At 42.9% G+C, this 22742-nt stretch carries 19 protein-coding genes and 2 tRNA genes; 13 read left to right on the top strand and 8 right to left on the bottom strand.

Going from position 1 to position 22742, the window contains the following annotated elements; translation table 11 throughout:
- Window positions 1-78 precede the first annotated feature (78 nt).
- Window positions 79-573, top strand: coding sequence for a metallophosphoesterase family protein (locus tag PHU20_RS07820; protein ID WP_274824797.1), 495 nt, complete (start codon window positions 79-81; stop codon window positions 571-573).
- Between the two features lie 99 nt (window positions 574-672).
- Here the strand turns inward: PHU20_RS07820 and PHU20_RS07815 are convergent, their stop codons facing one another.
- Window positions 673-1083 (bottom strand): DUF4293 domain-containing protein, encoded by a 411-nt coding sequence (locus PHU20_RS07815; RefSeq protein ID WP_274824796.1) that lies wholly within the window; start codon window positions 1081-1083, stop codon window positions 673-675.
- Window positions 1084-1277: 194 nt separating this feature from the next.
- Between PHU20_RS07815 and rho the strand changes: the two genes are divergently transcribed.
- From rho to PHU20_RS07795, 4 genes are all read left to right on the top strand, one after another.
- Entirely contained in the window at window positions 1278-2930 is a 1653-nt protein-coding gene (gene rho / locus PHU20_RS07810) for a transcription termination factor Rho (protein ID WP_274824795.1), read from the top strand.
- Window positions 2931-3134: 204 nt separating this feature from the next.
- Window positions 3135-3830, top strand: a complete 696-nt coding sequence (locus PHU20_RS07805) for a hypothetical protein (RefSeq protein ID WP_274824794.1) — start codon at window positions 3135-3137, stop codon at window positions 3828-3830.
- Between the two features lie 2 nt (window positions 3831-3832).
- The gene (locus tag PHU20_RS07800; protein WP_274824793.1) at window positions 3833-4522 is read left to right on the top strand and encodes a hypothetical protein; all 690 of its coding nucleotides are present in this window, start codon (window positions 3833-3835) and stop codon (window positions 4520-4522) included.
- 336 nt (window positions 4523-4858) lie between these two features.
- The gene (locus PHU20_RS07795) at window positions 4859-5587 is read left to right on the top strand and encodes a hypothetical protein (protein WP_274824792.1); all 729 of its coding nucleotides are present in this window, start codon (window positions 4859-4861) and stop codon (window positions 5585-5587) included.
- Between the two features lie 37 nt (window positions 5588-5624).
- Here PHU20_RS07795 and rpsT read toward each other — a convergent pair whose 3' ends face one another.
- The 4 genes from rpsT to proS all read right to left on the bottom strand — a co-directional run bounded on the left by rpsT (window position 5625) and on the right by proS (window position 7770).
- Window positions 5625-5876, bottom strand: a complete 252-nt coding sequence (gene rpsT / locus PHU20_RS07790) for a 30S ribosomal protein S20 (protein WP_274824791.1) — start codon at window positions 5874-5876, stop codon at window positions 5625-5627.
- Between the two features lie 42 nt (window positions 5877-5918).
- Window positions 5919-5993, bottom strand: a tRNA-Glu gene (locus PHU20_RS07785).
- A gap of 59 nt (window positions 5994-6052) precedes the next feature.
- Window positions 6053-6124 (bottom strand) — tRNA-Glu (locus PHU20_RS07780).
- A gap of 170 nt (window positions 6125-6294) precedes the next feature.
- On the bottom strand, window positions 6295-7770 hold the full coding sequence (proS, locus tag PHU20_RS07775) for a proline--tRNA ligase (RefSeq protein WP_274824790.1): 1476 nt from the start codon (window positions 7768-7770) through the stop codon (window positions 6295-6297).
- Window positions 7771-7870: 100 nt separating this feature from the next.
- Between proS and PHU20_RS07770 the strand changes: the two genes are divergently transcribed.
- Together PHU20_RS07770 and PHU20_RS07765 are read left to right on the top strand one after the other, a co-directional pair.
- Window positions 7871-9094, top strand: a complete 1224-nt coding sequence (locus PHU20_RS07770) for a hypothetical protein (RefSeq protein ID WP_274824789.1) — start codon at window positions 7871-7873, stop codon at window positions 9092-9094.
- Window positions 9095-9129: 35 nt separating this feature from the next.
- Window positions 9130-10632, top strand: a complete 1503-nt coding sequence (locus tag PHU20_RS07765) for an OmpP1/FadL family transporter (RefSeq protein ID WP_274824788.1) — start codon at window positions 9130-9132, stop codon at window positions 10630-10632.
- A 70-nt stretch (window positions 10633-10702) separates the two neighbouring features.
- On the opposite strand, the gene PHU20_RS07760 is transcribed toward PHU20_RS07765, so the two are convergent.
- Window positions 10703-12139: a T9SS type B sorting domain-containing protein gene (locus tag PHU20_RS07760; RefSeq protein ID WP_274824787.1), complete on the bottom strand. Its 1437-nt coding sequence runs from the start codon at window positions 12137-12139 to the stop codon at window positions 10703-10705.
- 127 nt (window positions 12140-12266) lie between these two features.
- On the bottom strand, window positions 12267-14075 hold the full coding sequence (locus PHU20_RS07755) for a T9SS type B sorting domain-containing protein (protein ID WP_274824786.1): 1809 nt from the start codon (window positions 14073-14075) through the stop codon (window positions 12267-12269).
- A gap of 134 nt (window positions 14076-14209) precedes the next feature.
- On the opposite strand from PHU20_RS07755, the gene folE reads away from it, so the two are divergent.
- The 5 genes from folE (at window position 14210) to PHU20_RS07730 (ending at window position 18264) form a co-directional block, all read left to right on the top strand.
- A complete protein-coding gene (folE, locus tag PHU20_RS07750; RefSeq protein WP_274824785.1) occupies window positions 14210-14890 on the top strand; it encodes a GTP cyclohydrolase I FolE in 681 nt (226 codons plus the stop codon).
- A 15-nt stretch (window positions 14891-14905) separates the two neighbouring features.
- On the top strand, window positions 14906-16387 hold the full coding sequence (cysS, locus tag PHU20_RS07745; protein ID WP_274824784.1) for a cysteine--tRNA ligase: 1482 nt from the start codon (window positions 14906-14908) through the stop codon (window positions 16385-16387).
- 37 nt (window positions 16388-16424) lie between these two features.
- Entirely contained in the window at window positions 16425-16664 is a 240-nt protein-coding gene (yidD, locus tag PHU20_RS07740; RefSeq protein WP_274824783.1) for a membrane protein insertion efficiency factor YidD, read from the top strand.
- 111 nt (window positions 16665-16775) lie between these two features.
- Window positions 16776-17738 carry a prolipoprotein diacylglyceryl transferase gene (gene lgt / locus PHU20_RS07735; RefSeq protein WP_274824782.1) on the top strand — a complete coding sequence of 321 codons (963 nt, stop codon included), beginning with the start codon at window positions 16776-16778 and terminating at the stop codon, window positions 17736-17738.
- Between the two features lie 34 nt (window positions 17739-17772).
- Window positions 17773-18264 (top strand): DUF192 domain-containing protein, encoded by a 492-nt coding sequence (locus PHU20_RS07730; RefSeq protein ID WP_274824781.1) that lies wholly within the window; start codon window positions 17773-17775, stop codon window positions 18262-18264.
- A gap of 206 nt (window positions 18265-18470) precedes the next feature.
- On the opposite strand, the gene PHU20_RS07725 is transcribed toward PHU20_RS07730, so the two are convergent.
- The gene (locus PHU20_RS07725) at window positions 18471-21239 is read right to left on the bottom strand and encodes a phosphoenolpyruvate carboxylase (protein WP_274824780.1); all 2769 of its coding nucleotides are present in this window, start codon (window positions 21237-21239) and stop codon (window positions 18471-18473) included.
- A gap of 204 nt (window positions 21240-21443) precedes the next feature.
- Here PHU20_RS07725 and PHU20_RS07720 point away from each other — a divergent pair, with 204 nt between their 5' ends.
- A complete protein-coding gene (locus PHU20_RS07720) occupies window positions 21444-22688 on the top strand; it encodes an ATP-binding cassette domain-containing protein (RefSeq protein WP_274824779.1) in 1245 nt (414 codons plus the stop codon).
- Window positions 22689-22742 lie beyond the last annotated feature (54 nt).

Genomic DNA, 22742 nt, shown 5'->3' with positions numbered 1-22742 from the left:
TTTTGTGGATTCCAAAGATACTTTGTTCCTTCTAAAAAGAGATCCAATTCCTTTATTTTTAAGCTTAATTTAAGTTTTATGACCAAAATTCTTTTATTGTCCGACACCCATGGCCATATGGATGATTCGATATTGAAATATGTGCGTCAGGCCGACGAGGTATGGCATGCGGGAGATATCGGTAGCTTAAAGGTTACCGATCAAATTGAAGCCCTAAAACCAATTCGGGGGGTTTATGGCAATATCGACGATCATATGATCCAAAAAGAATTTCCCCTACACCAGCGTTTCCATTGTGAAGGGGTGGATGTTTGGATAACACATATAGGAGGCTACCCGCCCAAATACAATGGTTTGGTTTATAAGGAGATAAAAGCAAATCCCCCCAAATTGTTCATCAGTGGCCATTCCCATATCCTCAAGGTGATGATGGATAAGAAATTGGGGGTACTCCATATGAACCCCGGGGCCTGTGGAAAACACGGTTTCCATCAGGTACGCACCCTGTTACGCTTTACAATCGACGGGAAAGAGATCAAGGATTTGGAAGTCATTGAATTGGGCAAACGATAAAATCCCAAGGGACCATCTTCCTTTTACTTCCCTTGAAAGCATAAAAAACCCTGATGCTTCCATCAGGGTTTACGCACTAATACTACTAAGATGTTAGGCTTAACGCAAACGATCAACAGATTTTACAAGATCCTCATCCTTTTTGATAGCCCTATTGGCAAGGACCAAAAAAACGATAGAAAATACAGGAATCAACATCCCAATACCCTTCTCAGAAACCAAGGTTTCTCCGGATAAGTTTAGCGATCGGTAAACGAAAAATCCTAGTAAAAAAAGATTCAATATCATGTTCAACCTGTTCATCACAAATTGATTTTGTCGTTTCTTATACAAAAAAATGGCAATCAAGGCCAAGCTACCGGACCCATAAAAGACCAAAGATACCAAAATATCGTTTTGGGCAAAAAATTCTTTTCCTTTTGCATCCAACCAAAGGTAAGCCAGAAAAGGTGCCACACCACCCAACAAGGCGACAATAACAAGATAAATGGTCTGTATTCTTTGAATCATTGCTCGAATAACGAATTTAAAGGGCAAAAATACATGTCTTTTAAAAAATATCCCTGAATTAATGAAAATAATTTGTAATATTGTTGCGTTATTAGTTATATCACTTACCATAACGGGGATTCTTCCCCTAGTAAACCCAAATAACGATACACTTCTTAATTTTGTCTAAAGACGTATAATTTATATCACACTTAATGTTTGAGATTTCAGATTTAAAATCGAAAAAGCTTCCTGAATTGCAGGAAATCGCAAAAGGTTTGAAAGTACCTAAATTCAAATCACTGAAAAAGTTGGACCTTGTTTATCAAATTTTGGATGTACAGGCCGCAAATCCAAAAGCTACTGAAGAAATTGCCTTAGCTCCAACCGAAGAAAAAAAACCTGAAGGGGAACCCGAAGTGAAAAAGCAGAAAGAGCGTCCCAAAAGGACCCGGGTCGCACCTGTAAAAAATACCAAAGCAACCAAACCGGAAAACAATAAACCGGAAGCCACTGCCGCTCCGGAAACCCCAACAACGAAAACACAGCCCGAAACCCCTGCAACAAAAACGCAGACCGAAACAAAAAGGCCCAACCCCAGAGCCAACACGGGACAAAATCCCAAAAAAGGCCCCCAACCACACAAAAACCCGAATCCTAAAAAACAGCCCCACCAAAAAAGTGGGCAAGATAAACGGAATAGTAATTTCGACAAGGATTTAAAAAACCGCTATAAGGAACCCGAATTTGAATTCGATAGTATCATAGCCAGTGAAGGGGTACTCGACATCATGCAGGATGGTTACGGATTCTTACGATCTTCCGATTACAATTACCTTTCATCACCCGACGATATCTATGTCTCACAATCACAGATCAGGTTGTTCGGACTTAAGACCGGGGATACCGTTTTGGGCAATGTGCGTCCGCCTAAAGAAGGCGAAAAGTATTTTCCACTGATCAAAGTGAACAAAATAAACGGTATTGACCCACAAGTCGTACGTGACCGGGTATCCTTTGAACATTTGACGCCTTTGTTCCCTCAGGAAAAATTCAATTTATCGGAACGCCAAAGCAGTATTTCGACACGTATTATCGACTTGTTCTCCCCAATAGGAAAAGGACAAAGAGGTATGATCGTCTCCCAGCCAAAAACAGGAAAGACGATGCTATTGAAAGATGTTGCGAATGCCATAGCGGCCAACCACCCCGAGGTCTATTTGATCGTATTACTTATTGATGAACGACCTGAAGAGGTTACCGATATGCAACGCAATGTACAAGGGGAGGTCATCGCCTCCACTTTTGACAAAGAGGCGACCGAGCACGTTCGTGTAGCCAATATCGTTCTCGAAAAAGCCAAGCGCTTGGTCGAATGCGGCCATGATGTGGTCATCCTACTGGATTCCATTACAAGGTTGGCAAGAGCCTATAACACCGTACAGCCGGCTTCCGGAAAAGTATTGAGTGGTGGTGTGGATGCCAACGCCTTACATAAACCCAAACGATTCTTTGGGGCTGCCCGTAATATTGAAGGCGGCGGATCATTATCGATCATTGCCACGGCCTTGACCGATACAGGTTCAAAAATGGACGAGGTCATCTTTGAGGAATTCAAAGGAACCGGTAACATGGAACTTCAGTTAGACCGTAAGATCAGTAACCGAAGGATATTCCCGGCTATCGACCTTACCTCATCAAGTACCCGTAGGGACGATCTTCTTTTGGATGAAAGTACGATTCAACGTATGTGGATCTTGCGCAAATACTTAGCGGATATGAATCCTATCGAAGCCATGGAATTCATTGAACAACGCATTAAGCAAACCAAGAACAACGATGAGTTCTTAATGACCATGAACCAATAGTCATTTAAAGCAAATAACACATTGAAATCCCTTTGGTCTAGACCAAAGGGATTTTTTTTTACAAAACCTTCCTCGGCATATACCCATTAGTCCCCTCCGAAAGTCTTTCCTTGCCGTTAGTTAAAATTTAATATCTTTATCAAGCAAAACCCTTTCTCCCCCAAAGTTTTTGCAGGCACATTTTATAACCTAAATATCCTAATCATGACCCAAACAAATAAATCCTTGTTCCGTTTCTTGGTGCTTATATTATTGGTATCCAGTTTTAACAGTTGTGCAGAAAAAAAGGGGAAAGAAGAAGAAAAAGCCCCGGATGAAAAGGCCTCCCAAGAGATCAAGGCCCCAGCCAATATCATTTCACTGGAACAAGCCGATTCAATTTACACCAACTATTCCAAACATAGGGCTGCCGTAATCGAACGTTATGAAACACAGGAAAGGGCACCGCAGGAAAACTTCGAAGCCTCCCGCTTTGTGGATTTTGATTATGATTCCTTAAAAAACTATATCGCCTATGTAGACCAGGAAGCAAAAAAAGCCGGAGTAAAAAAAGTAACCAAACTACGTCTTTATTTTGCCAATTACCCCGATAAAGATGAATTCCCCAACGGCAAAAAGGTCGTTCACAAGCGACAAAATTCGATTTTCATGTTACCGACCTTGGACATGGAAGGTGTGAACTACGGATTCTTCATCGGTTCCGACGGGAAAGCGGAACTCATCTCCAATTGGAAAACCCAAATGGAAAAAGGGATGGGGGTATATACCAATTCTGAAAACAAAGCCTATGCAGGGTTTGTTCCTGCAAATGCCCCGATGGATGCGAACCTACAAGAAAGTAAAAGCCTAACCCTTAACTATGGTGGATCAGGACCTCCTCCTAAAACTGATTTTCAATAATCATGATAGAAGAGATTTTTGATTTATTGACCGAAAATTATTTTATCCCAGTATATTTTTTGACATTCATTGGGAGTATTGCCCGGTATAACCGCTATTTCGATACTGTCTTAAGATTTTTTCCAATCCTTATCGCATACACTTTCCTGAATGAATTATTGGGGGTGATCATAAGGAACTATCCCGATTTCTCATTATTCAACAATTTGGAATACAGCGAATATAATTTCATCCTATACAATATCTTTTCGCTCTTCTTTTTTGGGTTTTTCTATAGGGTGTATTGGAAATTAATCTCCAATGAAAGGTATAAGCAATGGATCCAAAGGATGTCGATCACCATTTTATTGATCTATGTTGTCAGCTGCGTATTTCAAAATCCCTTTGACACCGACTTCTATTACGCACACGCATTGGGGTCTTGGGTACTCCTATTTTGTGTTGCCCTGTATTTTATTGAGAAAAAGCGGGATAAAGGAACGATATACCAACCCAAAAACCTCGTTTTTTGGATAAGTATTGGGCTTATCATTTTCTACACCATATTTCCTTTCATTTTCATCATCGGTTATTGGGATTATGATATCTGGAAAAAATTTAACTTGAGAACCGTTCTCAGAGTACTTATTGTTGTTATGTATTCCCTGTTCATCACCGGTTTCTTAAAAGGAAGAAGAAGAAATTTCGGGTAATCCCCATACCATGATGCGAGAAACCCTAAAGTTTTTGAACAGTGACCACTACTGGATGTTTTTTCCAGTAGTCTGGTTTCTTGCGTTAACAATGTTCCCTATTACCCATAGTCCACCTTAAAATAAGCAACCCTACCCATAAGACAACCATGATCATCGCCCCTAATACGATATTCGTTTCGGGAATCCGGTTTGTTCCAAGCTATTATTGATCATCCTGGTTACGTAGGGCGACCTTCAACAAATGAATTTTCATCGACCGTAGCCCTATTCCCTTGTTTTATTCCACGATTTATCCCTAAGAGACCGTACCGACTTATTTAAAATCCTTGAATCATGAATTGTATGACTTTAGCGCTGAATGGTTTATTACTGAATACCTATTTCCTGTTTTTTTATGCCTTGGCGCTTATAGCCTCTATCTATAGTTATCGGTGGTATTACCACACCATTCTGAAATACTTTCCGATTTTGATCGGTTATACCTTGATTAATGAGGTACTGGGATATTTAATTTGGAACAATAATGACATACAAATCGTTTACACCGAAGGCTTTCACGAATACAACAACCTGATATACAATATTTTCGACATCATATTTTTCCTTTACTTTTATTATGTCTTTTGGAATACCATCACGGATCAAAAATCCAAGAGAATGGTTTTTTTAGGTAGCCTGTTGTTTATCCTGAGTAGTATTATCAATCCCTTTTTTCAGGATTTCTTTGTTTTTGCCCAAATTTGGGCATCATCGGTGGGGTCAATGGTACTCATAATCTGTATAATTTTCTATTTGGCACAGAAAAAACCAAGTATTAGAACCAATAAAAATTCAGACATCCTAATATGGATCGGTATCGGCCTGCTTGTATTTTATCCGTTTTACCCCTTCTTTTTAATCATTGGTCAAATGGATTATGGGCTATTCCAAAAATTGCACATTAGAAAGATACAGCACTTTTTGATCGCTTTAATGTACTTAAGTATGACGATCGGTTTCCTTCGAATGCGAAGGCCCTACTCGACTGTATACCAAGTAAACCAAAAAAGCCCAGACGGATGACCATCTGGGCTTTTTAAATACATTTTAAAAACAAAGACTACAAGGCTGCAACGTGCTTTGCCAACTTACTTTTTAAGTTAGCCGCTTTGTTGGTATGGATAATGTTGCGTTTTGCCAACCTATCGATCATACTAACCACCTCTGGTAACAATTTTGCAGCATCTTCCTTGTTCTCTTCACCACGTAACTTCTTAATAGCGTTACGGGTAGTTTTATGCTGATACCTGTTGCGTAAACGTACCGCTTCGTTTCTTCTGATTCTCTTTAATGCTGACTTGTGATTTGCCATCTTCTTTTTAATTAATGTTTTTAAGACAATTGCCTTTATACTTGGTAGTCCGTAGGGGAATCGAACCCCTGTTACCAGGATGAAAACCTGGCGTCCTAACCCCTAGACGAACGGACCTTACTATCGGGAATAACCTAATTCTAAATCAACCCCCAATGCTTTTCAAATAACTCTTGTAGTCCGTAGGGGAATCGAACCCCTGTTACCAGGATGAAAACCTGGCGTCCTAACCCCTAGACGAACGGACCATTACTCTGCACAAAATGCGGATGCAAAAATACAATTATTTTTTACTATCGCAACACCTGTACATATTTTTTTTACCGAATTACGAATTTAAGTATTTCAACACACAAAAATAAACGCTTACCACCCAAAAAAACGAATTTACGATCTAGGTTTAAAGTCCATGGGATCATTAATAGGCTTTAGCGAACAAAACCCTACGGCGAGAAGGCTCCCCGGTAACCATACAACGGCCCTCTTCGGTATCGCCATCCAAAGGGATGCAACGGATCGTCGCCTTGGTCTCTTCTTTGATTTTATCCTCTGTGGCTATTGAACCGTCCCAATGGGCTGCAATAAACCCTCCCTTTTCTTCCAGAACTTTTTTGAACTCCGCATAGGTATCAACTTCGGTAATATGTTCCTTTCTGTAATCAAATGCCTTGGCGAATACATTCTTTTGGATATCCTCCATAAGGAATTCGATTTTGGAGACCACCTGATCCATAGGTACGGTTTCCTTTTCGAGTGTATCACGGCGTGCTACCTCATAAGTACCGTTTTCCATATCCCGTTGGCCAATGGCCAAACGTACAGGAACCCCTTTCAATTCGTATTCATTGAATTTAAACCCTGGTTTATGGGTATCCCTATTGTCATATTTGACCGAAATGCCTTTGGCCCGTAATTCCTTAACCAAAGGATCTACTTTCCCCGAAATGGCATCCAATTGATCAAGACCTTTATAAATAGGAACGATAACCACTTGTATGGGCGCCAATTTGGGTGGCAACACCAGACCATTGTCATCGCTATGGGTCATGACCAATGCCCCCATCAAGCGCGTGGAAACTCCCCAAGAGGTTGCCCAAACATATTCTTGTTTACCTTCCTTGTTCGCGAATTTCACATCAAAAGCCTTGGCAAAATTCTGTCCTAAAAAATGGGATGTCCCCGCTTGCAGCGCCTTACCATCTTGCATCAATGCCTCGATACAATAGGTCTCTATGGCCCCTGCGAACCGTTCACTTTCCGTTTTCAACCCCTTGATCACCGGTACGGCCATGTAGTCCTCGGCAAACTCGGCATACACGTTCATCATCCGTTCCGCCTCTTCAATAGCCTCCTTTTCGGTAGCATGGGCCGTATGGCCTTCTTGCCATAAAAACTCCGCCGTCCTTAAGAAAAGTCGTGTACGCATTTCCCAACGTACTACGTTGGCCCACTGATTGATCAACAACGGTAAATCGCGATACGATTGTATCCACTTTCTATAGGTGTCCCAAATAATGGTTTCCGACGTTGGCCTTACGATCAATTCTTCCTCCAATTTCGCATCCTCATCTACGATGATGCCACTGCCATCTTCCGCATTTTTCAATCGATAATGCGTAACCACCGCACATTCCTTTGCAAATCCCTCAACATGACTGGCCTCCTTACTTAGGTATGACTTGGGAATGAACAAAGGAAAATACGCATTTTCATGTCCGGTTTCCTTGAACATCTTATCCAATGCCGCCTGCATCTTTTCCCAAATGGCAAACCCATAAGGCTTAATGACCATACAGCCCCTAACCCCCGAGTTTTCAGCTAAATCAGCTTTTACAACGAGCTCGTTATACCATTTGGAATAGTCCTCACTTCTCTTAGTCAATTTTTTACCCATTACGCGTAGTTTGGCACAAAACTTGTGTTAATTATATAAAACTATAATAGTTCGGCAAAACTAACTAAATTTAGCATGTTCAACAATAAAAATTGACGCCATGATATACGCTCAACCCTTCTCCAAGATTCGAACCGGATCCCTTTTTGTCCTTTTGGGCATTTTGGCAGTTTCCTGTGGTTCGTACCAGCAAGCCTCTTACTATGATAATGATGGCATTTATGAAAGCGATAACGTAAGGGTAGTCGAAAGGGCTCCCCAACAGGTTGAGCAGGAAAAAAGCACGGACCCCTACCAAGATTATTTTGGCCAAAAGGCCGATGAATATGGTGAGATATTAGACAGTGAGGTCTTTACCGACATTGATGGATACTCCAGCGAATCGGCATACGACAGCATTCCCCAAAGTGAAGACTTGACAGACTACTATCAACCTGAAAATGACTATGTAGGTTATGGCGGATGGGGAGATAACTCCACGGACGTCAGCATCAACATCTATGGCAATAATTGGGGTTATGGCGGTTACTATGGTTGGGGATTCAATGATCCTTGGCTATGGAACAACTGGGGCTATGGCGGCTATTACGGTTATTATGGATGGGGTGGATACTATAACCCATGGGCTTGGAACTATTGGGGTTGGGGTGGCCGATTTGGATATGGTTGGAATTACGGTTTCGGATATGGCTATTACGGCAATAGATATTACAATAGACCTTTTCTGCGATATGGCCCCAGGAATTATGCCCTGAACAGAAGTAGACGCGGATACTACAATACTTATGGCGTCGCAGGAGTCAATGCTTCCCGAAATTTAAGCGCACGATCCAATGTAAATACCAGAAGTGCTTCCCCACGCTATAGAAGCAGCAGTACCACGGCAAGAACAAGCGGTGTCCGAAGTAGCAGTACCGCAAGAAGTACCGGTACTTATAGAAGCAGTTCCACATCACGTAGGGCCGTAGGGGTAGACGTAAACAGGGCCTATCGCACAAGCAGAAGTACAAGGGCGACACCTAGATACAATTCCACTTCCAGATCCAGTTCGTACTATAACAGGAGTTCTACCCCAAGAAGCTCAACCTATAAAAGCTCGGGTAGCCGAACTGGAACTTCACGCTCATATAGAAGTTCTGGCAGCAGTACAAGGAGTTCCCAATCGTACCGAAGCACGGCTCCCAGGACCCGTAGTTATAAATCTTCGGGCAACTCCAGTTCACGAAGCAGTAGTTACCGCAGTTCAAGTTCCTCAAGTTCGTCCAGGTCATCATCAGCACGATCATCATCAAGGTCTTCCAGTAGTAGCGGAAGAAGAAATTAATGCGATAAAATAAATTCTGAAAAAAATCAATTCCAATGAAACGATATCTAACTTTCATAGTGCTGATGGCATGCACCATGGCCAGTGCCCAGAACATTAATGATGTATTACGCTATAGTCAGGAAAACCTTCAGGGAACAGCCCGATTCCAAGGCATGGGTGGAGCTTTCGGAGCCCTGGGGGGCGACCTCTCAGCCCTGAACATCAACCCGGCAAGTTCCGCAGTGTTCAACAACAGTCAGTTTACCATTTCAGGGACGAATTACCAAACCGATAATGCAGCGACCTATTTTGGAACCTTGAGAAATGCCAATGAAAACGACTTGAAAATAAACCAAGTAGGGGGGGTATTCATTTTCAAAAGCAGGACCGATAGCAACTGGAAGAAAATCGCCATTGCCGTCAATTATGATTTAGTACAGAGCTTTGAAGATGAATTCAGGATTTCGGGAACCAGCAATCAAGGCATTGATAATTACTTTTTGAATTATGCCGATGGGGTGCCGTTCGGCTCTATTCTTTTACAGAATGGGGAATATATCGAAAATGCGTATTTGGATATTGGCGCGTTTCAAGGTTTTGCCGACCAACAGGCCTTTTTAGGATATTACGGGGGCATTTTAGACCCCATAGAAGATGAGGAAACCGCCACGGAATATACCAGTAACACGGTTTATAGCGCCGTTGACCAGGTTTTTTCCCGATACACTTCAGGCTACAACGGAAAATTCAATATAAACTTTGCCTCACAGTACCAAGACAACCTTTACCTTGGGGCTTCGCTGAATTTCCATACGGTATTCTACGATCAATTTGATGAATTTCGGGAAACGGGCTATGATGCTTCCTCCCCTATTCAACAAACCTATTTTTCAAACTTCCTACATACCGAAGGTTCCGGGTTCTCATTCAATTTGGGGGCCATAGCCAAGGTGAATCAAAATATTCGGATTGGGGGTAGCTACCAGTCCCCTACTTGGTATCAATTAACAGATGATCTTTCACAACAAATCGATTCCGATCTGGCGGATAGCGAAATCAACTATATCAACCATGACATCATCAATTTATTCGAGGAATACACCATTAAGACCCCGGCTAAATTGACAGGTAGCATCGCTTTGGTTTTTGGCAGGGACGGACTATTGAGTTTTGATTATGACTATCAGGACATGTCCCAGGCCGAGCTAAGGCCAACGGGTGACGCTAGCTTTTCAGTCGTCAATTCCGAAATTGCGAACGAACTGAACGGGGTTTCCTCTATGCGATTGGGCGGGGAATACAGAATTGGCCACCTAAGCCTAAGGGCAGGATACCGTTTTGAACAGAGTCCGTATGCCGATGGTAACAATATCGGCGATTTAAATGCTTATTCCGGGGGAATCGGATATAACTTTGGAGGAAGTCGTTTGGATTTCGCAATCAACAGGACCGAACGCGATTACAATTTACAGTTGTTCGATACCGGGGTAACCACACCGGCACTTATCAACAAGAAAAATACGAATGCGACCTTAAGTTACACCTTGAACTTTTAAAGGGATTTACAAAATCAAAAAAGGCCCTGACTGTGCTCTCAGGCCTTTTTTGCTTATTCTTTATCTTACTTTATCTTTTCAAGGTGAAATGGGTGCGTAAGGTTCTTGCCACCACTATGCCATCTTCGTCCCGGGAGTATACCATTTTAAACCAATAATCCGATGAAGGCATGGCCTTCCCGTTATACGTGCCATCCCATCCGATCGTCGTAGCATCCAATTGCTTGATCAATTTACCATAACGATCAAAGACATGCACCACAGGATCGATCAGGGTCTCTATTCCCAAAACATTCCAATAATCATGGTACCCATCATTATTAGGGGTAAAGAACTTTGGATACCCTACCACCAAAAAGTCTATGGGATCACTGGTCCCACATCCATTCAAATCATTTATGATCACCGAATTGATTCCCGGGGGCACATCATAAAAAACAGGGTCTTCTTGAAATTCCCCACCATTAATGGCGTATTCATAGTTTCCGATGCCATCGACCACGACCTCAATAGTATTGCTATCCGATAGATCATCGAGGATGATCACTTCATCCAAGACCGGTATGGTGTAAAACGTTATCAGGACACCCCCATCATCCACGACTGTAGCCGGACTTCCGGAGGCGGTTGTGATTTCAGCAAAATAACGACCCGAATTAGGGCTGGTCACCACATACTCCGCACCATAGGTGCCCCTCCCTGTCAGGGTATCATCGTCTATGGTACCGTCATCATCATAATCCACTGACCATTCCACACGGTCTATATCCGATCCAGCGGGTGAATTAAGGGCACTTAAGGTTATGTCGGGATCCCCTTCACAGGCCACGATATCCAATCCTAAAAATTCATCACGCAAGGTACAATCCAATGCATTATCCTGATCGGCATCGACCGAACTCCCGGTAAAGGTCAATGAAAACAACTCGGGATCCCCATCAAAATTCGTATTGTAATTATTGATGAATATGTAATAGATTTCCCCTGGGAGGACCTCCAACCATTCGTCATAGGTATTCTGGCTTCCCTTTACAAAAGGGCCACCTTCGACCCCATTTTCAGGATTCACGCCTATACCCGTAAAATCGGTATCGTTTACTTCGTAATTGCATCGAATGGGTTCGGTAGTACCATCCCCGATAATAGAACAGAAATTTTGGCCACTGGATTCGTCAAAAGGACCATAAACCGCAAAATCCCATTCCGCAGTAGCGGTCAATGCCTCTATATCAAAACCTACCTGCCCCCCGGTACCTGCCCTAAAAACGAACCAAGAGGTGTTGTTTTCTAAATTGGCGGAAATATTACTTCCTTTTTCCAAACAACCACTTTGCCGAACATAATCGGGGTCGAAATCATCGACATCCCCGCCACCATCCACAGAAGGCATAATGGGTTGACCGTCGGCACAAACCGGAATCGCAGTTCTACAATCGCCAGAGTTCTGGGCATTTATTCCATTGATGACCAGAAACAAACAACAAAAAACAAGAATCAGTGTTCGCATAGAAAATGGGGCTAACATTATACCGGTAACATTTAGTATAACTCGCACGCCCCCATTTTATTATATTTTGTCGGAATTTTAAGCCGTTAATCGATAAAATACATCCCTAAGCCCAAGATGCCTGCCATTATCTTTTTAGCGCAAAATGATTATTGATGTGTTTGGCAAAAGACCGTGCACCACTCGAATCGGTATAACTCAATTTAAACCAGTAATCCGACGAAGGCATTGGGTTTCCATTAAAACGCCCATCCCACCCTAGGTTATCTTCATCAAGCACTTTTACCAATTTACCAAATCGGTCATAAATCTGTACGACAGGATTTTCAAGTTCGGAAATCTCGGTCATGTACCAATAATCATTCGTGCCATCCCCATTTGGTGTGAAGAATTTGGGAAATCCCACCACGACGATCTCTTCAGTGACCGTGCCACAGCCATTGGTATCATTTACGGTAACGGTATGCACTCCCGGTAACACGTTATCGAAAACATTGGATGTTTGGTACTCCCCATCATCCAATCGGAACTCAACACGCGAAGTATCATCGGTAAAAACAGTCACTTTATTATCGGCCTGTAAATCCTCGATTACGATATCGGTGATATCCGGGGTTATCGAGGTCGTAACGATTACAGTCCGTGAATCGCTACACGTCATCCCGTCTTGCGAATTCGTCGCGGTAAGCGTGTACGTACCTGCTTGGAACACCTCAAGCCTAGAGGTATTCTCCCCAGTATCCCAGACATAGGTATAGTTGGGATTTTGATTGGAAGTTTCGCCTATGATCATCCCGGAGTTTTCTTCACAAATAAAAACCTCGGTCTCGAAATCCATTACCGGGGTTTCGATATAGGTCAGTTCAAAATATTGGGAAGCATCAAAACAACCGGGATTCATTATGGAAGAAACCCGGGCATATATGGTTTGTGTACCCGTTCCCGCTTCCAACATTTCGGGCAAGGCATTTGCCCCACTCATGGCATCGACCATTGAATCGTGGTAACTGACGTTATATTCCGTTGGATCTTGTCCGCCCAAAACCTCTTCGTCCTTTACCGAAAGATCATAGATCACTGCCCCGGAACACAGGAATTCATCGGTCAAAGGATACGTAACGGGTAGGGCCGAATAGTATACTTGCACATCACTCACAATAGAACTCCCATCAGGCATTGAAACATTGACCCTGTAGGTGCCACTGGAATTAACCCCAAGTAAGGGATCATGTTCCCCGATCAGGGATTGGAAACCGGAACCATCATTAATATACCAATCGTATGTTATTGCCGAAGTCGTCGTCGCATCGAGGATTACGGTATCATTTTCACAGGCCGCAACGGGAGGCCCCAACAAATTACTTATAATGGAGCAGTCCAAGGCATCATAAGGGTTTGTAATGAATATATTTCCTGAAAACTGTATGGAAAATCCGGAATTACTGTTACTGAAATTATTGACCAACAAATAATAATCCTCCCCAGGCTCAACTTGAAGCCAATCTTCATATTGTACGTTGTACAATGATCCCGTTGGATCTTCCCCAACCCCGATAAAGGCATTCCCATCCCTATTATCATAAAAGTTGCAACGAACAGGCTCCCCCAGCGTATTGCAATCACTGGTCTTATATAAGGCGAAGTCCCAATCTTCAGAAGTATCGGCACCGATATTAAAACCCAATTGACCCGATGCCCCGGTCCGAAACCGATACCAAGCGGAATTCGATTCTATAGCCCCCGTGGTCGTTGCCTCCAAACAGCCCGTGACAGTGGCCCCACCGAAATCATCAGCCCCATATCCGAACGTGCCTCCGTTAACCGGGGTATTATTGCATATAGGCACGGCATTACCACAATCGGAGGCAATCTGGGCACACGCCAAATACCCCCCGAAAATGAAGAAGAAAAAAAACCAAATGCCCTTATGCTTCATCGGTAGCTTGAACTAATTGAATATGAAAATAATATATGGCCTTCCTTAACACTAATTTATGTTGTGTATTCAGTCAATTAAACCATAAAGTGCCATATAATGTATATCTTTGCCCTTCTTTAAAGTTTTTTTAAATGAAATTTGACAGCACATTGGAAGAGCAATTCGAAGAAATGGGAAATGATCATGTTTCTTCTGCCGAGGACACTCCATTACGTGATGATGCGTTCGTATTAAGTGATGATGAAAAGATAAAACGGATTAAGGCCAACGTTCGTGAGATAATGCTCACTTTGGGACTTGATTTGGATGACGACAGTCTCATGGGCACCCCAAACCGGGTCGCTAAAATGTTCGTAAAAGAAATTTTCAGTGGTCTGGATCCCCAAAAAAAACCGAACTCCTCTACATTCGACAATAAATACAAATATGGGGAAATGTTGGTCGAAAAGAACATCACCCTGTATTCTACCTGTGAGCACCACCTATTGCCCATTATCGGAAGGGCCCATGTGGCTTATATTTCCAATGGAACGGTGGTCGGACTTTCGAAAATGAACCGAATCGTCGATTATTATGCAAAAAGGCCACAAGTTCAGGAACGCTTGACCATTCAGGTCGTTCGGGAACTTCAAAGGGTATTGAACACCGAGGATGTGGCTTGTGTCATCGATGCCAAGCATTTATGTGTAAACTCTAGGGGTATAAGGGATATTGAAAGTAGTACCGTTACCGCGGAATACGGGGGTAAATTCAAAAATGAAGCCCTCCGAAGCGAATTTTTGGAATATTTAAATCTAGAAACAAAGTTTTAACCGTCTTCCTTAAGAATGCAATTGTACCAGGAACAAACCCTCAAGATCACAAATTCCCTAACCGGTAAAAAGGAAATATTCAAACCTATCAACGAAGGCCATGTAGGCATGTATGTCTGTGGCCCTACGGTCTATAGCAATGTGCATTTGGGAAACTGCAGGACCTTTATGTCGTTTGATATGATTTTCCGATACTTACGGCATTTAGGCTACAAAGTGCGTTATGTACGTAATATCACCGATGCCGGACATTTGGAAGATGATGCGGATACCGGTGAGGACAAGATTGCAAAAAAGGCGAGATTGGAAAAGATCGAACCCATGGAGGTCGTTCAACGGTATACGGTGGACTTCCACTACATATTGGATCAATTCAATTTTTTACCACCAAGTATAGAGCCTACAGCCACAGGACATATAATCGAACAACTGGCCATCATCAAGGACATCCTTGAAAAAGGGTACGCCTATGAAGTGAACGGCTCGGTATATTTCGATGTGAAGAAATTCAACGAGCAATACGAATACGGAAAACTGAGCGGGAGAAAATTGGAGGATATGATCGCCAATACCCGTGAATTGGCCGCACAGAGTGAGAAAAAAAATCCCCAGGATTTCGCACTTTGGAAAAAAGCAGAACCCCAACATATCATGCGTTGGCCCTCACCTTGGGGAGATGGTTTTCCCGGTTGGCACTTGGAGTGCACTGCCATGAGTACCAAATATCTTGGAGAGACCTTTGACATTCACGGAGGGGGAATGGATTTGAAATTCCCGCACCATGAATGTGAAATCGCCCAGGCCGAAGCCAGTAATGGACATTCGCCGGTAAATTATTGGATGCATGCCAATATGCTTACGATGAACGGTAAGAAAATGGCAAAATCCACAGGGAACAATATACTTCCCGGTGAGATGTTCTCCGGAGAGAATGATATCCTAAGTAAACCGTTTACCCCTCCGGTAGTACGGTTTTTTATGATGCAGGCGCATTATACCAGCATTTTGGACCTTAGCAACGATGCTCTTTTGGCCTCGGAGAAAGGATACCACAGACTTATGGATGCCTTTGACAACCTTAAAGACCTGGAACCGGGCGAAACCTCCGACTTCGATATTCGGGAATGGCGACAAAAGTGTTATGACGCCATGAACGACGACTTTAACACCCCGATTCTTATCGCCCATCTCTTTGAAGCCGTAAAGCACATTAATCTGATCAAAGAAGGTAAAGAAAAGATCAGCGCTCCCGATAAGGCCCTATTACTGAAAACCATGACCGACTTCATCTGCGATGTGTTGGGCTTGGAACATAAATCGGAAAGCAATCACGATACCAATAAGCTACAAGGGGTTGTAGAGCTTTTGATACAATTGCGTAATGAAGCTCGCAGTAATAAGGACTTTGCAACTTCCGACAAGATCAGAGACCAATTGGCGGCAATGGGGATCCAACTTAAAGACGGGAAGGAAGGGACTACTTTCAGTGTCTCCTGAACACATTCGGCAATTCAAAATACGATCACCTAAGGGTATGGCATCGAAAATCAACATCAAGAAAATATTGATTGCCCCTTTCGTACTATTGGTGCGTTTTTACCAATATGCGATTTCCCCCTATACCCCGGCCACCTGTAGATACTCGCCCACCTGCTCCCAATATACTGTGGAGGCCTTACAAAAACACGGCTTGTTCAAGGGCGGATGGCTAGCTTTGAAACGGATATTCAGTTGTCATCCATGGGGTGGCAAAGGCTACGACCCCGTGCCCTGAATTCCCCATGGCCATCTACATTTTACTATGTACCCGAAATGGATAAATACCGATGCCCGAATACCCAGTACTTTCCACTAAATACTTATCTTAGCCTTTCAAATTTTACATATGCACTTTTTAGGCCTTATTTGGAATCCGAATGAAACATTGTTCAAAATCGGCTTCCTTCAGATAAAGTATTACAATTTATTGTGGATTATCGCTTTTGCGATGGGTTGGTTCATTATGAAACGAATTTTTTCGAACGAAAAAAAGTCAATCGAACAACTCGATTCCCTGTTTATCTATACCGTTTTGGCAACCATGTTGGGTGCGCGCCTGGGCCACGTTATTTTCTATGATTGGCCCTATTACAAAAACCATATCGCAGAAATACTATTGCCTATTCGCGAGAGTGCCGATAGCAGTCTTTTCGGGATCATCAATGGTTACGAATTTACGGGTTTTACGGGGCTGGCCAGTCATGGTGCGGCCATTGGGGTGATTATTGGCATGTATTTATATACCAGAAAATTTCCCGAATTCAAGCTATTATGGATTTTGGACCGTATTGTCATTCCCGTCTCCATAGGGGCATTTTGTGTTCGCCTTGGGAATTTTTTCAATTCGGAAATCAACGGTAAGGTGACCGACGAATCATTCATCTTCGCCACTAAATTCATAAGGGATTCCGATGATATGCACCCGCAGAAAGCATTGGCCATCACCAAGGAAAAGACCGTCAATGCAGCTTATGATGCCATTGCGCATAAGGCCGAATTCGCTGAATACCTTAACCAGATTCCGTATAGGCATCCCGCCCAATTATATGAGGGGGTTTGCTATATTTTCCTTTTTATCCTATTGTATTTCCTATATTGGAAATCCGACAAAAAAGACAAGTTAGGATACCTGTTCGGACTCTTCTTGGTCGTACTTTGGACCATTCGTTTCTTTGTGGAGTACGTAAAGAAAAGCCAGGGTGGTTTCGAGGAATCGTTGGGCCTTTTATCCACAGGGCAATGGTTGAGCATCCCTTTTATCATCATAGGCCTTTATTTTATGCTAAGGCCTAGCTCTAAACAATCGTAATGTGCAATTAAACCGGTTTCCCAATCTATAAACGATGAAAAAACACAGCAGGTCGATACTTCTGTTTTTAAGTTCTTTCCTGATGCTTGTCGCCTGTAAGGAAGCACCAAAAAAAACGATAAAAACAGAAAAAATAGCCTTTACCAAAGAAGGCACGTTGACCATTTATAAAGCCCAAACCGATTCCGTACTTACCACTTTGGACATTGAGATTGCCGAAACCGATTATGAGACCGAAACCGGACTAATGTATCGAAAAAGCATGGCGCAGGACCGGGGAATGTTATTTATTTTCCCCGATGTTAGACAGCATTATTTCCACATGAAAAACACCGAATTCGGTTTGGATATTATCTTTATCGATGAGAATTTGAAAATCGCCAGTTTTCAGGAAAATGCCAAACCCTTTGACGAAACATCCCTTCCTTCCCAAGTACCCGTGAAATACGCACTGGAGATCAATGCCGGTTTATCGAAAAAATGGTTGCTCGAAGTTGGTGACCGGGTAAAGTACGCCAAGGAATAGACTTAAACGACATCCCTTTAGATTTTCCTGACCCCCAATACCTCCTAAAACCTATTTAGGCAAGGCCCCATCACATCGAATGGCAGGCCATCCTGAGTGATGGAACATCACGGAAAAACACCTACCCTACCCTGTTGCCCTTTTCGGGTATCCAGTGAATGGAATCGATTGCTTTTTATGTTCATCCATCCAATATCGATCACAAATCAACCCGTATTACGGATTGCCCCTGCTATCGCATTGATGGTAAGCATAAGCTCTATTTGGGTTTTTTGGGCAGCCTCGGGGTTTTCCGATTTTTCCACACGCCATTTCCCCAATAGCTCAATTTGTTTTTTATGTAAACTGTCCATCAACGGCGCCCTTAATTGGGTGGAATGGTATAGGTCCTGTCTCCTTTCCTCTATGGGCTTCCCCGTGAGGTCGTCCATGTGATCGTGCATCAATTTCAATTCTCCCAAAAATTTCGAAACAAACCGATCTCTCAAGGCACTGTTCTGCACCATTTCCGAATACAATTTCATGGTCTTCTCATCGGTGGCAACAAGACTACTATCGACATTGGTAAACACATACTGTAAGAAAGCATCGGTTTCCAGGGAGTGTTTCAACTCTTGATATTCGTTAGGCCGTTCGGATTTCAATTTTTTGAGCGCGGAACCCAATCCGTACCAACTGGTCATATGATAGCCAGACTGGCTCCAGGAGAACACCCAGGGAATGGCCCTTAAATCGGCCAACGTATTCGCTCCCGTTCTTTTGGATGGGCGGGAACCGATTTTACTGGTTTCAATGGCATCTATTGGGGTTGCAGCCCTAAAATATTCAATAAAGCCTTCCGAATTAATAAGATCGGTATATTGCTTTTTACTTTCCAAGGACAGCCATTCAATTATTTCCGCCTTATCGTGATACGTACGTTCATTCTTCTTATCCAACAATGTTTTGCTCAGGGTATTGGCCACCAATAATTCAAGGTTAAAAGCAGCATTAACCTTATTAGCATATTTCTGTGCTATGGTCTCCCCTTGCTCCGTTAACCTAAGATTACCGTTGGGCGACTTAAAAGGAAGTGCTTTGATGAAGAAATCCGTTGGCCCGGAACCCCTACTTATAGATCCGCCCTTACCATGGAAAAATCGTATATCGACATTGAATTCCTCACCCAGTTGGGCCAATTCGTATTGGGTCTTGTACAAATGCCAATTACTGGCCATGATACCTCCATCCTTATTACTATCGCTATACCCGATCATGATCTGTTGCATGGGTTTGGACAGTCCGAGTTGCTCTTGCTGATATTTTAAGGATCGCTGAACAATAGGGTTTGAAAAATACTCCGTTAGGATAACAGGCCCATTCTCCAAATCCTCGATGGTTTCCAACAAGGGCACAACATGTATTTTTGAGACCAAACCATCATCAGACATAAACGTTAGTCCGGCTTCCTTCGCCAAAAGATATACGGCCATTAAGTCGGAGAAAGAACGTGTCATGCTCACAATAAACGACCCAATACAGTTAAAACCATAGGTCGCCGTATGTTCCTCAATGGTGCGGTAACACTCCATAACGGCCTTCGCTTCACTTTCGAGCGGCACTTTCACATGTACAAACGGTCTGGCATGTTGCAACTCTTCCAATAAAAAAGCGACTCTTTTTTCCTCGTCCCAATCTATGAAAGAACTTTCTTCCCAATGGGCCGCCTTCAAAAGTTGCCCTATGGCCTTATCATGAAACGTACTATTTTGACGAATATCCAAGGCAGCAAGATGAAAACCGAACACCTCTACAATACGCAAGGCAGACGTAATATCCTCATAGGCCAATGACTTTGCCCCAAAACCCAATAATTCCTTTTGCAACAACCTTAAATCCGAACGTAATTGGGAAGAGTGTATATAAGCCCCTTGGGTATCGGATAACTTTGTGGTATGCCCACGTTCCGTATCCACAGGTAATTTTGCAAGCATCAAAGAGATCATTTGTCGAAAGGCCTCCCCCACATTTCGCTCCAATACATGGATTCCCCGATTGCCCAATTCGGATACCATCTCCTGAACCCGATTCTGATAGGTTTCAGAGCAACTTTCCAAGGGTAGGCTTAAACTTAGGCGCCGCACCAATTGGTTCAAATTTCTACTAATGACCACAAAGGCATTGAGCCTTAAATGCAATAAGGTTTTTTGGGTTACCTCCGCAGTCACCAAAGGATGCCCGTCACGATCACCCCCGACCCAATTCCCAAAGGTAATTTGGGGATAGGCATGATTACTTTGGATAGCGCCCTTATCAAGCCCCAATATTTGTGCAGCCTGTTCCAACCGTTGATCCACAATGGGAATGACTTCCGGAAATACATTTACCAGATAGTGGACAATATTCCGCAATTCGGATTCCACATCCGGCTTTTCCAAATATATTTCCCCCGTCTTCCATAGGCGGTATAAAGCCAATTTTATGGTGTTCCTGATATTTACCTTTTCATGTTGGGAATACATGGTATTCTCCATTTTGACCAAAAGCAAATATAATTCGCGATGATGCTCCAAAACCGTAGCCCTTTTTGCCTCAGTAGGGTGGGCGGTCAGTACCGGTTCTATGGATATTTCTTTTAAAACCGGAATGATATCCTCCTCCTTCATCCCTGCGGTTTTCAAATCTTTAAGGTTCGATGCCCATAACCCTTTAACCCCAGCCAGATCGGCTTCTTCCAAGGCCCTTCGGTTCTGTACGGCATTATTGATTTCCACCATGTTCACCAACTGAAAAACCAATGAATACAATTGTAAGGTTTTGGGGGTGATCGCTATTTCCTCTTTTTGATCTTCATTGATCCAGGGTATGGATTTTGCTATCTCTACTTCATCATTTTCAATCAATACCTCATTTAAGGCATCAAGTAAAAACCTTAGGCCCTTGAAGACCTTTCCCTTTTCTTTCTCTACCGTCCTAAGCGTTGTCTTTTCTTCCATAATGATGCTCTTTTTTAGTCATCCGATTGAAGGCCGAAATTACCTCATTATATCCAAAAATCAAAGATTCCCGAGCCCGTAGATTACAAATTTATCAATAAAGCCCCCTTTCAATTCCCAATTGGGGAAAAAACAGTCCCTTAAAGCCACAACCTTTTATAAGCCTCCGTTTCATCGTATCTTTAACCAAATTTGTTTTGCCATATGGACAACAATGAACATTGGGCGGTTTTCATTGACAACTCTTCAAATATCCGTGCTTTTACCCAAGCACTTTTCAGTAAATCCCCACCTAAGACCTTTGAATCCCTAGCCAACTTAAAGGGCGCCTTATTCTCAAAATTGACTTTGTTGAAATTTCTAGATGAAGAAAGTCGGCATGGCCATAGTGGCCTATCATTCGAAGAAAAACAAAGCCTACAATCCATGTCGAGCGGGGAACAAAAAAGGGCACTTCTCGATCATTTATTGCAAATGAAGCCCGACTATTTGGTGTTGGACAATCCCTTTGACAACCTTGACAGACAGTTCCAGGAAGAATTCAAAAAACAGCTTGAACAAATTGCCAAGGACCTTTCCATTATCCAAATCATAAGTAGAAAGAACGATCTTTTGCCTTTTATCACCCATTATGCAAAACTTGAAGGGCAGACCATTGAAGAACGTCCAACATTGGCATCCTTGCCCCCAAGTGCCATGACCACCCCCTTTAAGGGCAACATACCCCCACCTTTGGCACCGAGTCCTTATGGGGATGACATTTTGATCCAACTTATCGATGTGCATGTCAGCTATAATGACAAGGCCATATTAAAGAACATCAATTGGAATATCGGGAGGGGTGAATTCTGGGAACTCAGTGGACCGAACGGTAGCGGAAAGACGACCATACTTTCCATGATCACCGGCGAGAATCCAAAGGGTTACGGCCAAGAACTCTATCTTTTTGGACATAAAAAAGGCAGTGGCGAAAGTATTTGGGACATAAAAAAGAATATCGGCTACTTTACACCCGCCATGACCGATAAATTTACAGGATACCACACCTTGGAACACATGATCATTTCCGGCATCTTGGATTCGATTGGATTGTATGTGCGACCAACGGAAGCCCAATTGAGATTGGCCAAAGAATGGCTGCTCCTAATAGATATGTGGCATTTGAAAGACACCCTTTTCCACGATTTGACCATGGGTCAAAAACGTCTGGTAATGACCATAAGAGCCATGATAAAACACCCCTTATTGTTGATTTTGGATGAACCTACGGCCGGACTGGATGATGAATCGGCCGAATTATTGGTTTCCTTGGTCAATAAAATCGCCAAGGAGAGTATGTCGACGATCATTTTTGTCTCCCATAGGGAGGAGCCTGTGCTAAACCCCCAATACAGGTTTGTATTAAAAAAAGGGATTACAGGCTCAACCGGGACCATAGCACCTGTATGACCGACCCTTAACGACCCCGGATGGTTTACCGATCATCCATTATTGTACAACCAC

Source organism: Maribacter polysaccharolyticus (assembly GCF_028882255.1).
GTDB classification, from domain to species: domain Bacteria; phylum Bacteroidota; class Bacteroidia; order Flavobacteriales; family Flavobacteriaceae; genus Maribacter_A; species Maribacter_A polysaccharolyticus.
The sequence above is the reverse complement of the archived record's forward strand: the minus strand, read 5'-3'. Positions and strand labels throughout refer to the sequence as shown.

Excerpts from the sequence above, each read along its gene's own strand:
- PHU20_RS07820 (WP_274824797.1), top strand. The coding sequence starts at position 79 with ATGACCAAAATTCTTTTATTGTCCGACACCCATGGCCATATGGATGAT.
- PHU20_RS07815 (WP_274824796.1), bottom strand. The coding sequence starts at position 1,083 with ATGATTCAAAGAATACAGACCATTTATCTTGTTATTGTCGCCTTGTTG.
- rho (WP_274824795.1), top strand. The coding sequence starts at position 1,278 with ATGTTTGAGATTTCAGATTTAAAATCGAAAAAGCTTCCTGAATTGCAG.
- PHU20_RS07805 (WP_274824794.1), top strand. The coding sequence starts at position 3,135 with ATGACCCAAACAAATAAATCCTTGTTCCGTTTCTTGGTGCTTATATTA.
- PHU20_RS07800 (WP_274824793.1), top strand. The coding sequence starts at position 3,833 with ATGATAGAAGAGATTTTTGATTTATTGACCGAAAATTATTTTATCCCA.
- PHU20_RS07795 (WP_274824792.1), top strand. The coding sequence starts at position 4,859 with ATGAATTGTATGACTTTAGCGCTGAATGGTTTATTACTGAATACCTAT.
- rpsT (WP_274824791.1), bottom strand. The coding sequence starts at position 5,876 with ATGGCAAATCACAAGTCAGCATTAAAGAGAATCAGAAGAAACGAAGCG.
- proS (WP_274824790.1), bottom strand. The coding sequence starts at position 7,770 with ATGGGTAAAAAATTGACTAAGAGAAGTGAGGACTATTCCAAATGGTAT.
- PHU20_RS07770 (WP_274824789.1), top strand. The coding sequence starts at position 7,871 with ATGATATACGCTCAACCCTTCTCCAAGATTCGAACCGGATCCCTTTTT.
- PHU20_RS07765 (WP_274824788.1), top strand. The coding sequence starts at position 9,130 with ATGAAACGATATCTAACTTTCATAGTGCTGATGGCATGCACCATGGCC.
- PHU20_RS07760 (WP_274824787.1), bottom strand. The coding sequence starts at position 12,139 with ATGCGAACACTGATTCTTGTTTTTTGTTGTTTGTTTCTGGTCATCAAT.
- PHU20_RS07755 (WP_274824786.1), bottom strand. The coding sequence starts at position 14,075 with ATGAAGCATAAGGGCATTTGGTTTTTTTTCTTCTTCATTTTCGGGGGG.
- folE (WP_274824785.1), top strand. The coding sequence starts at position 14,210 with ATGAAATTTGACAGCACATTGGAAGAGCAATTCGAAGAAATGGGAAAT.
- cysS (WP_274824784.1), top strand. The coding sequence starts at position 14,906 with ATGCAATTGTACCAGGAACAAACCCTCAAGATCACAAATTCCCTAACC.
- yidD (WP_274824783.1), top strand. The coding sequence starts at position 16,425 with ATGGCATCGAAAATCAACATCAAGAAAATATTGATTGCCCCTTTCGTA.
- lgt (WP_274824782.1), top strand. The coding sequence starts at position 16,776 with ATGCACTTTTTAGGCCTTATTTGGAATCCGAATGAAACATTGTTCAAA.
- PHU20_RS07730 (WP_274824781.1), top strand. The coding sequence starts at position 17,773 with ATGAAAAAACACAGCAGGTCGATACTTCTGTTTTTAAGTTCTTTCCTG.
- PHU20_RS07725 (WP_274824780.1), bottom strand. The coding sequence starts at position 21,239 with ATGGAAGAAAAGACAACGCTTAGGACGGTAGAGAAAGAAAAGGGAAAG.
- PHU20_RS07720 (WP_274824779.1), top strand. The coding sequence starts at position 21,444 with ATGGACAACAATGAACATTGGGCGGTTTTCATTGACAACTCTTCAAAT.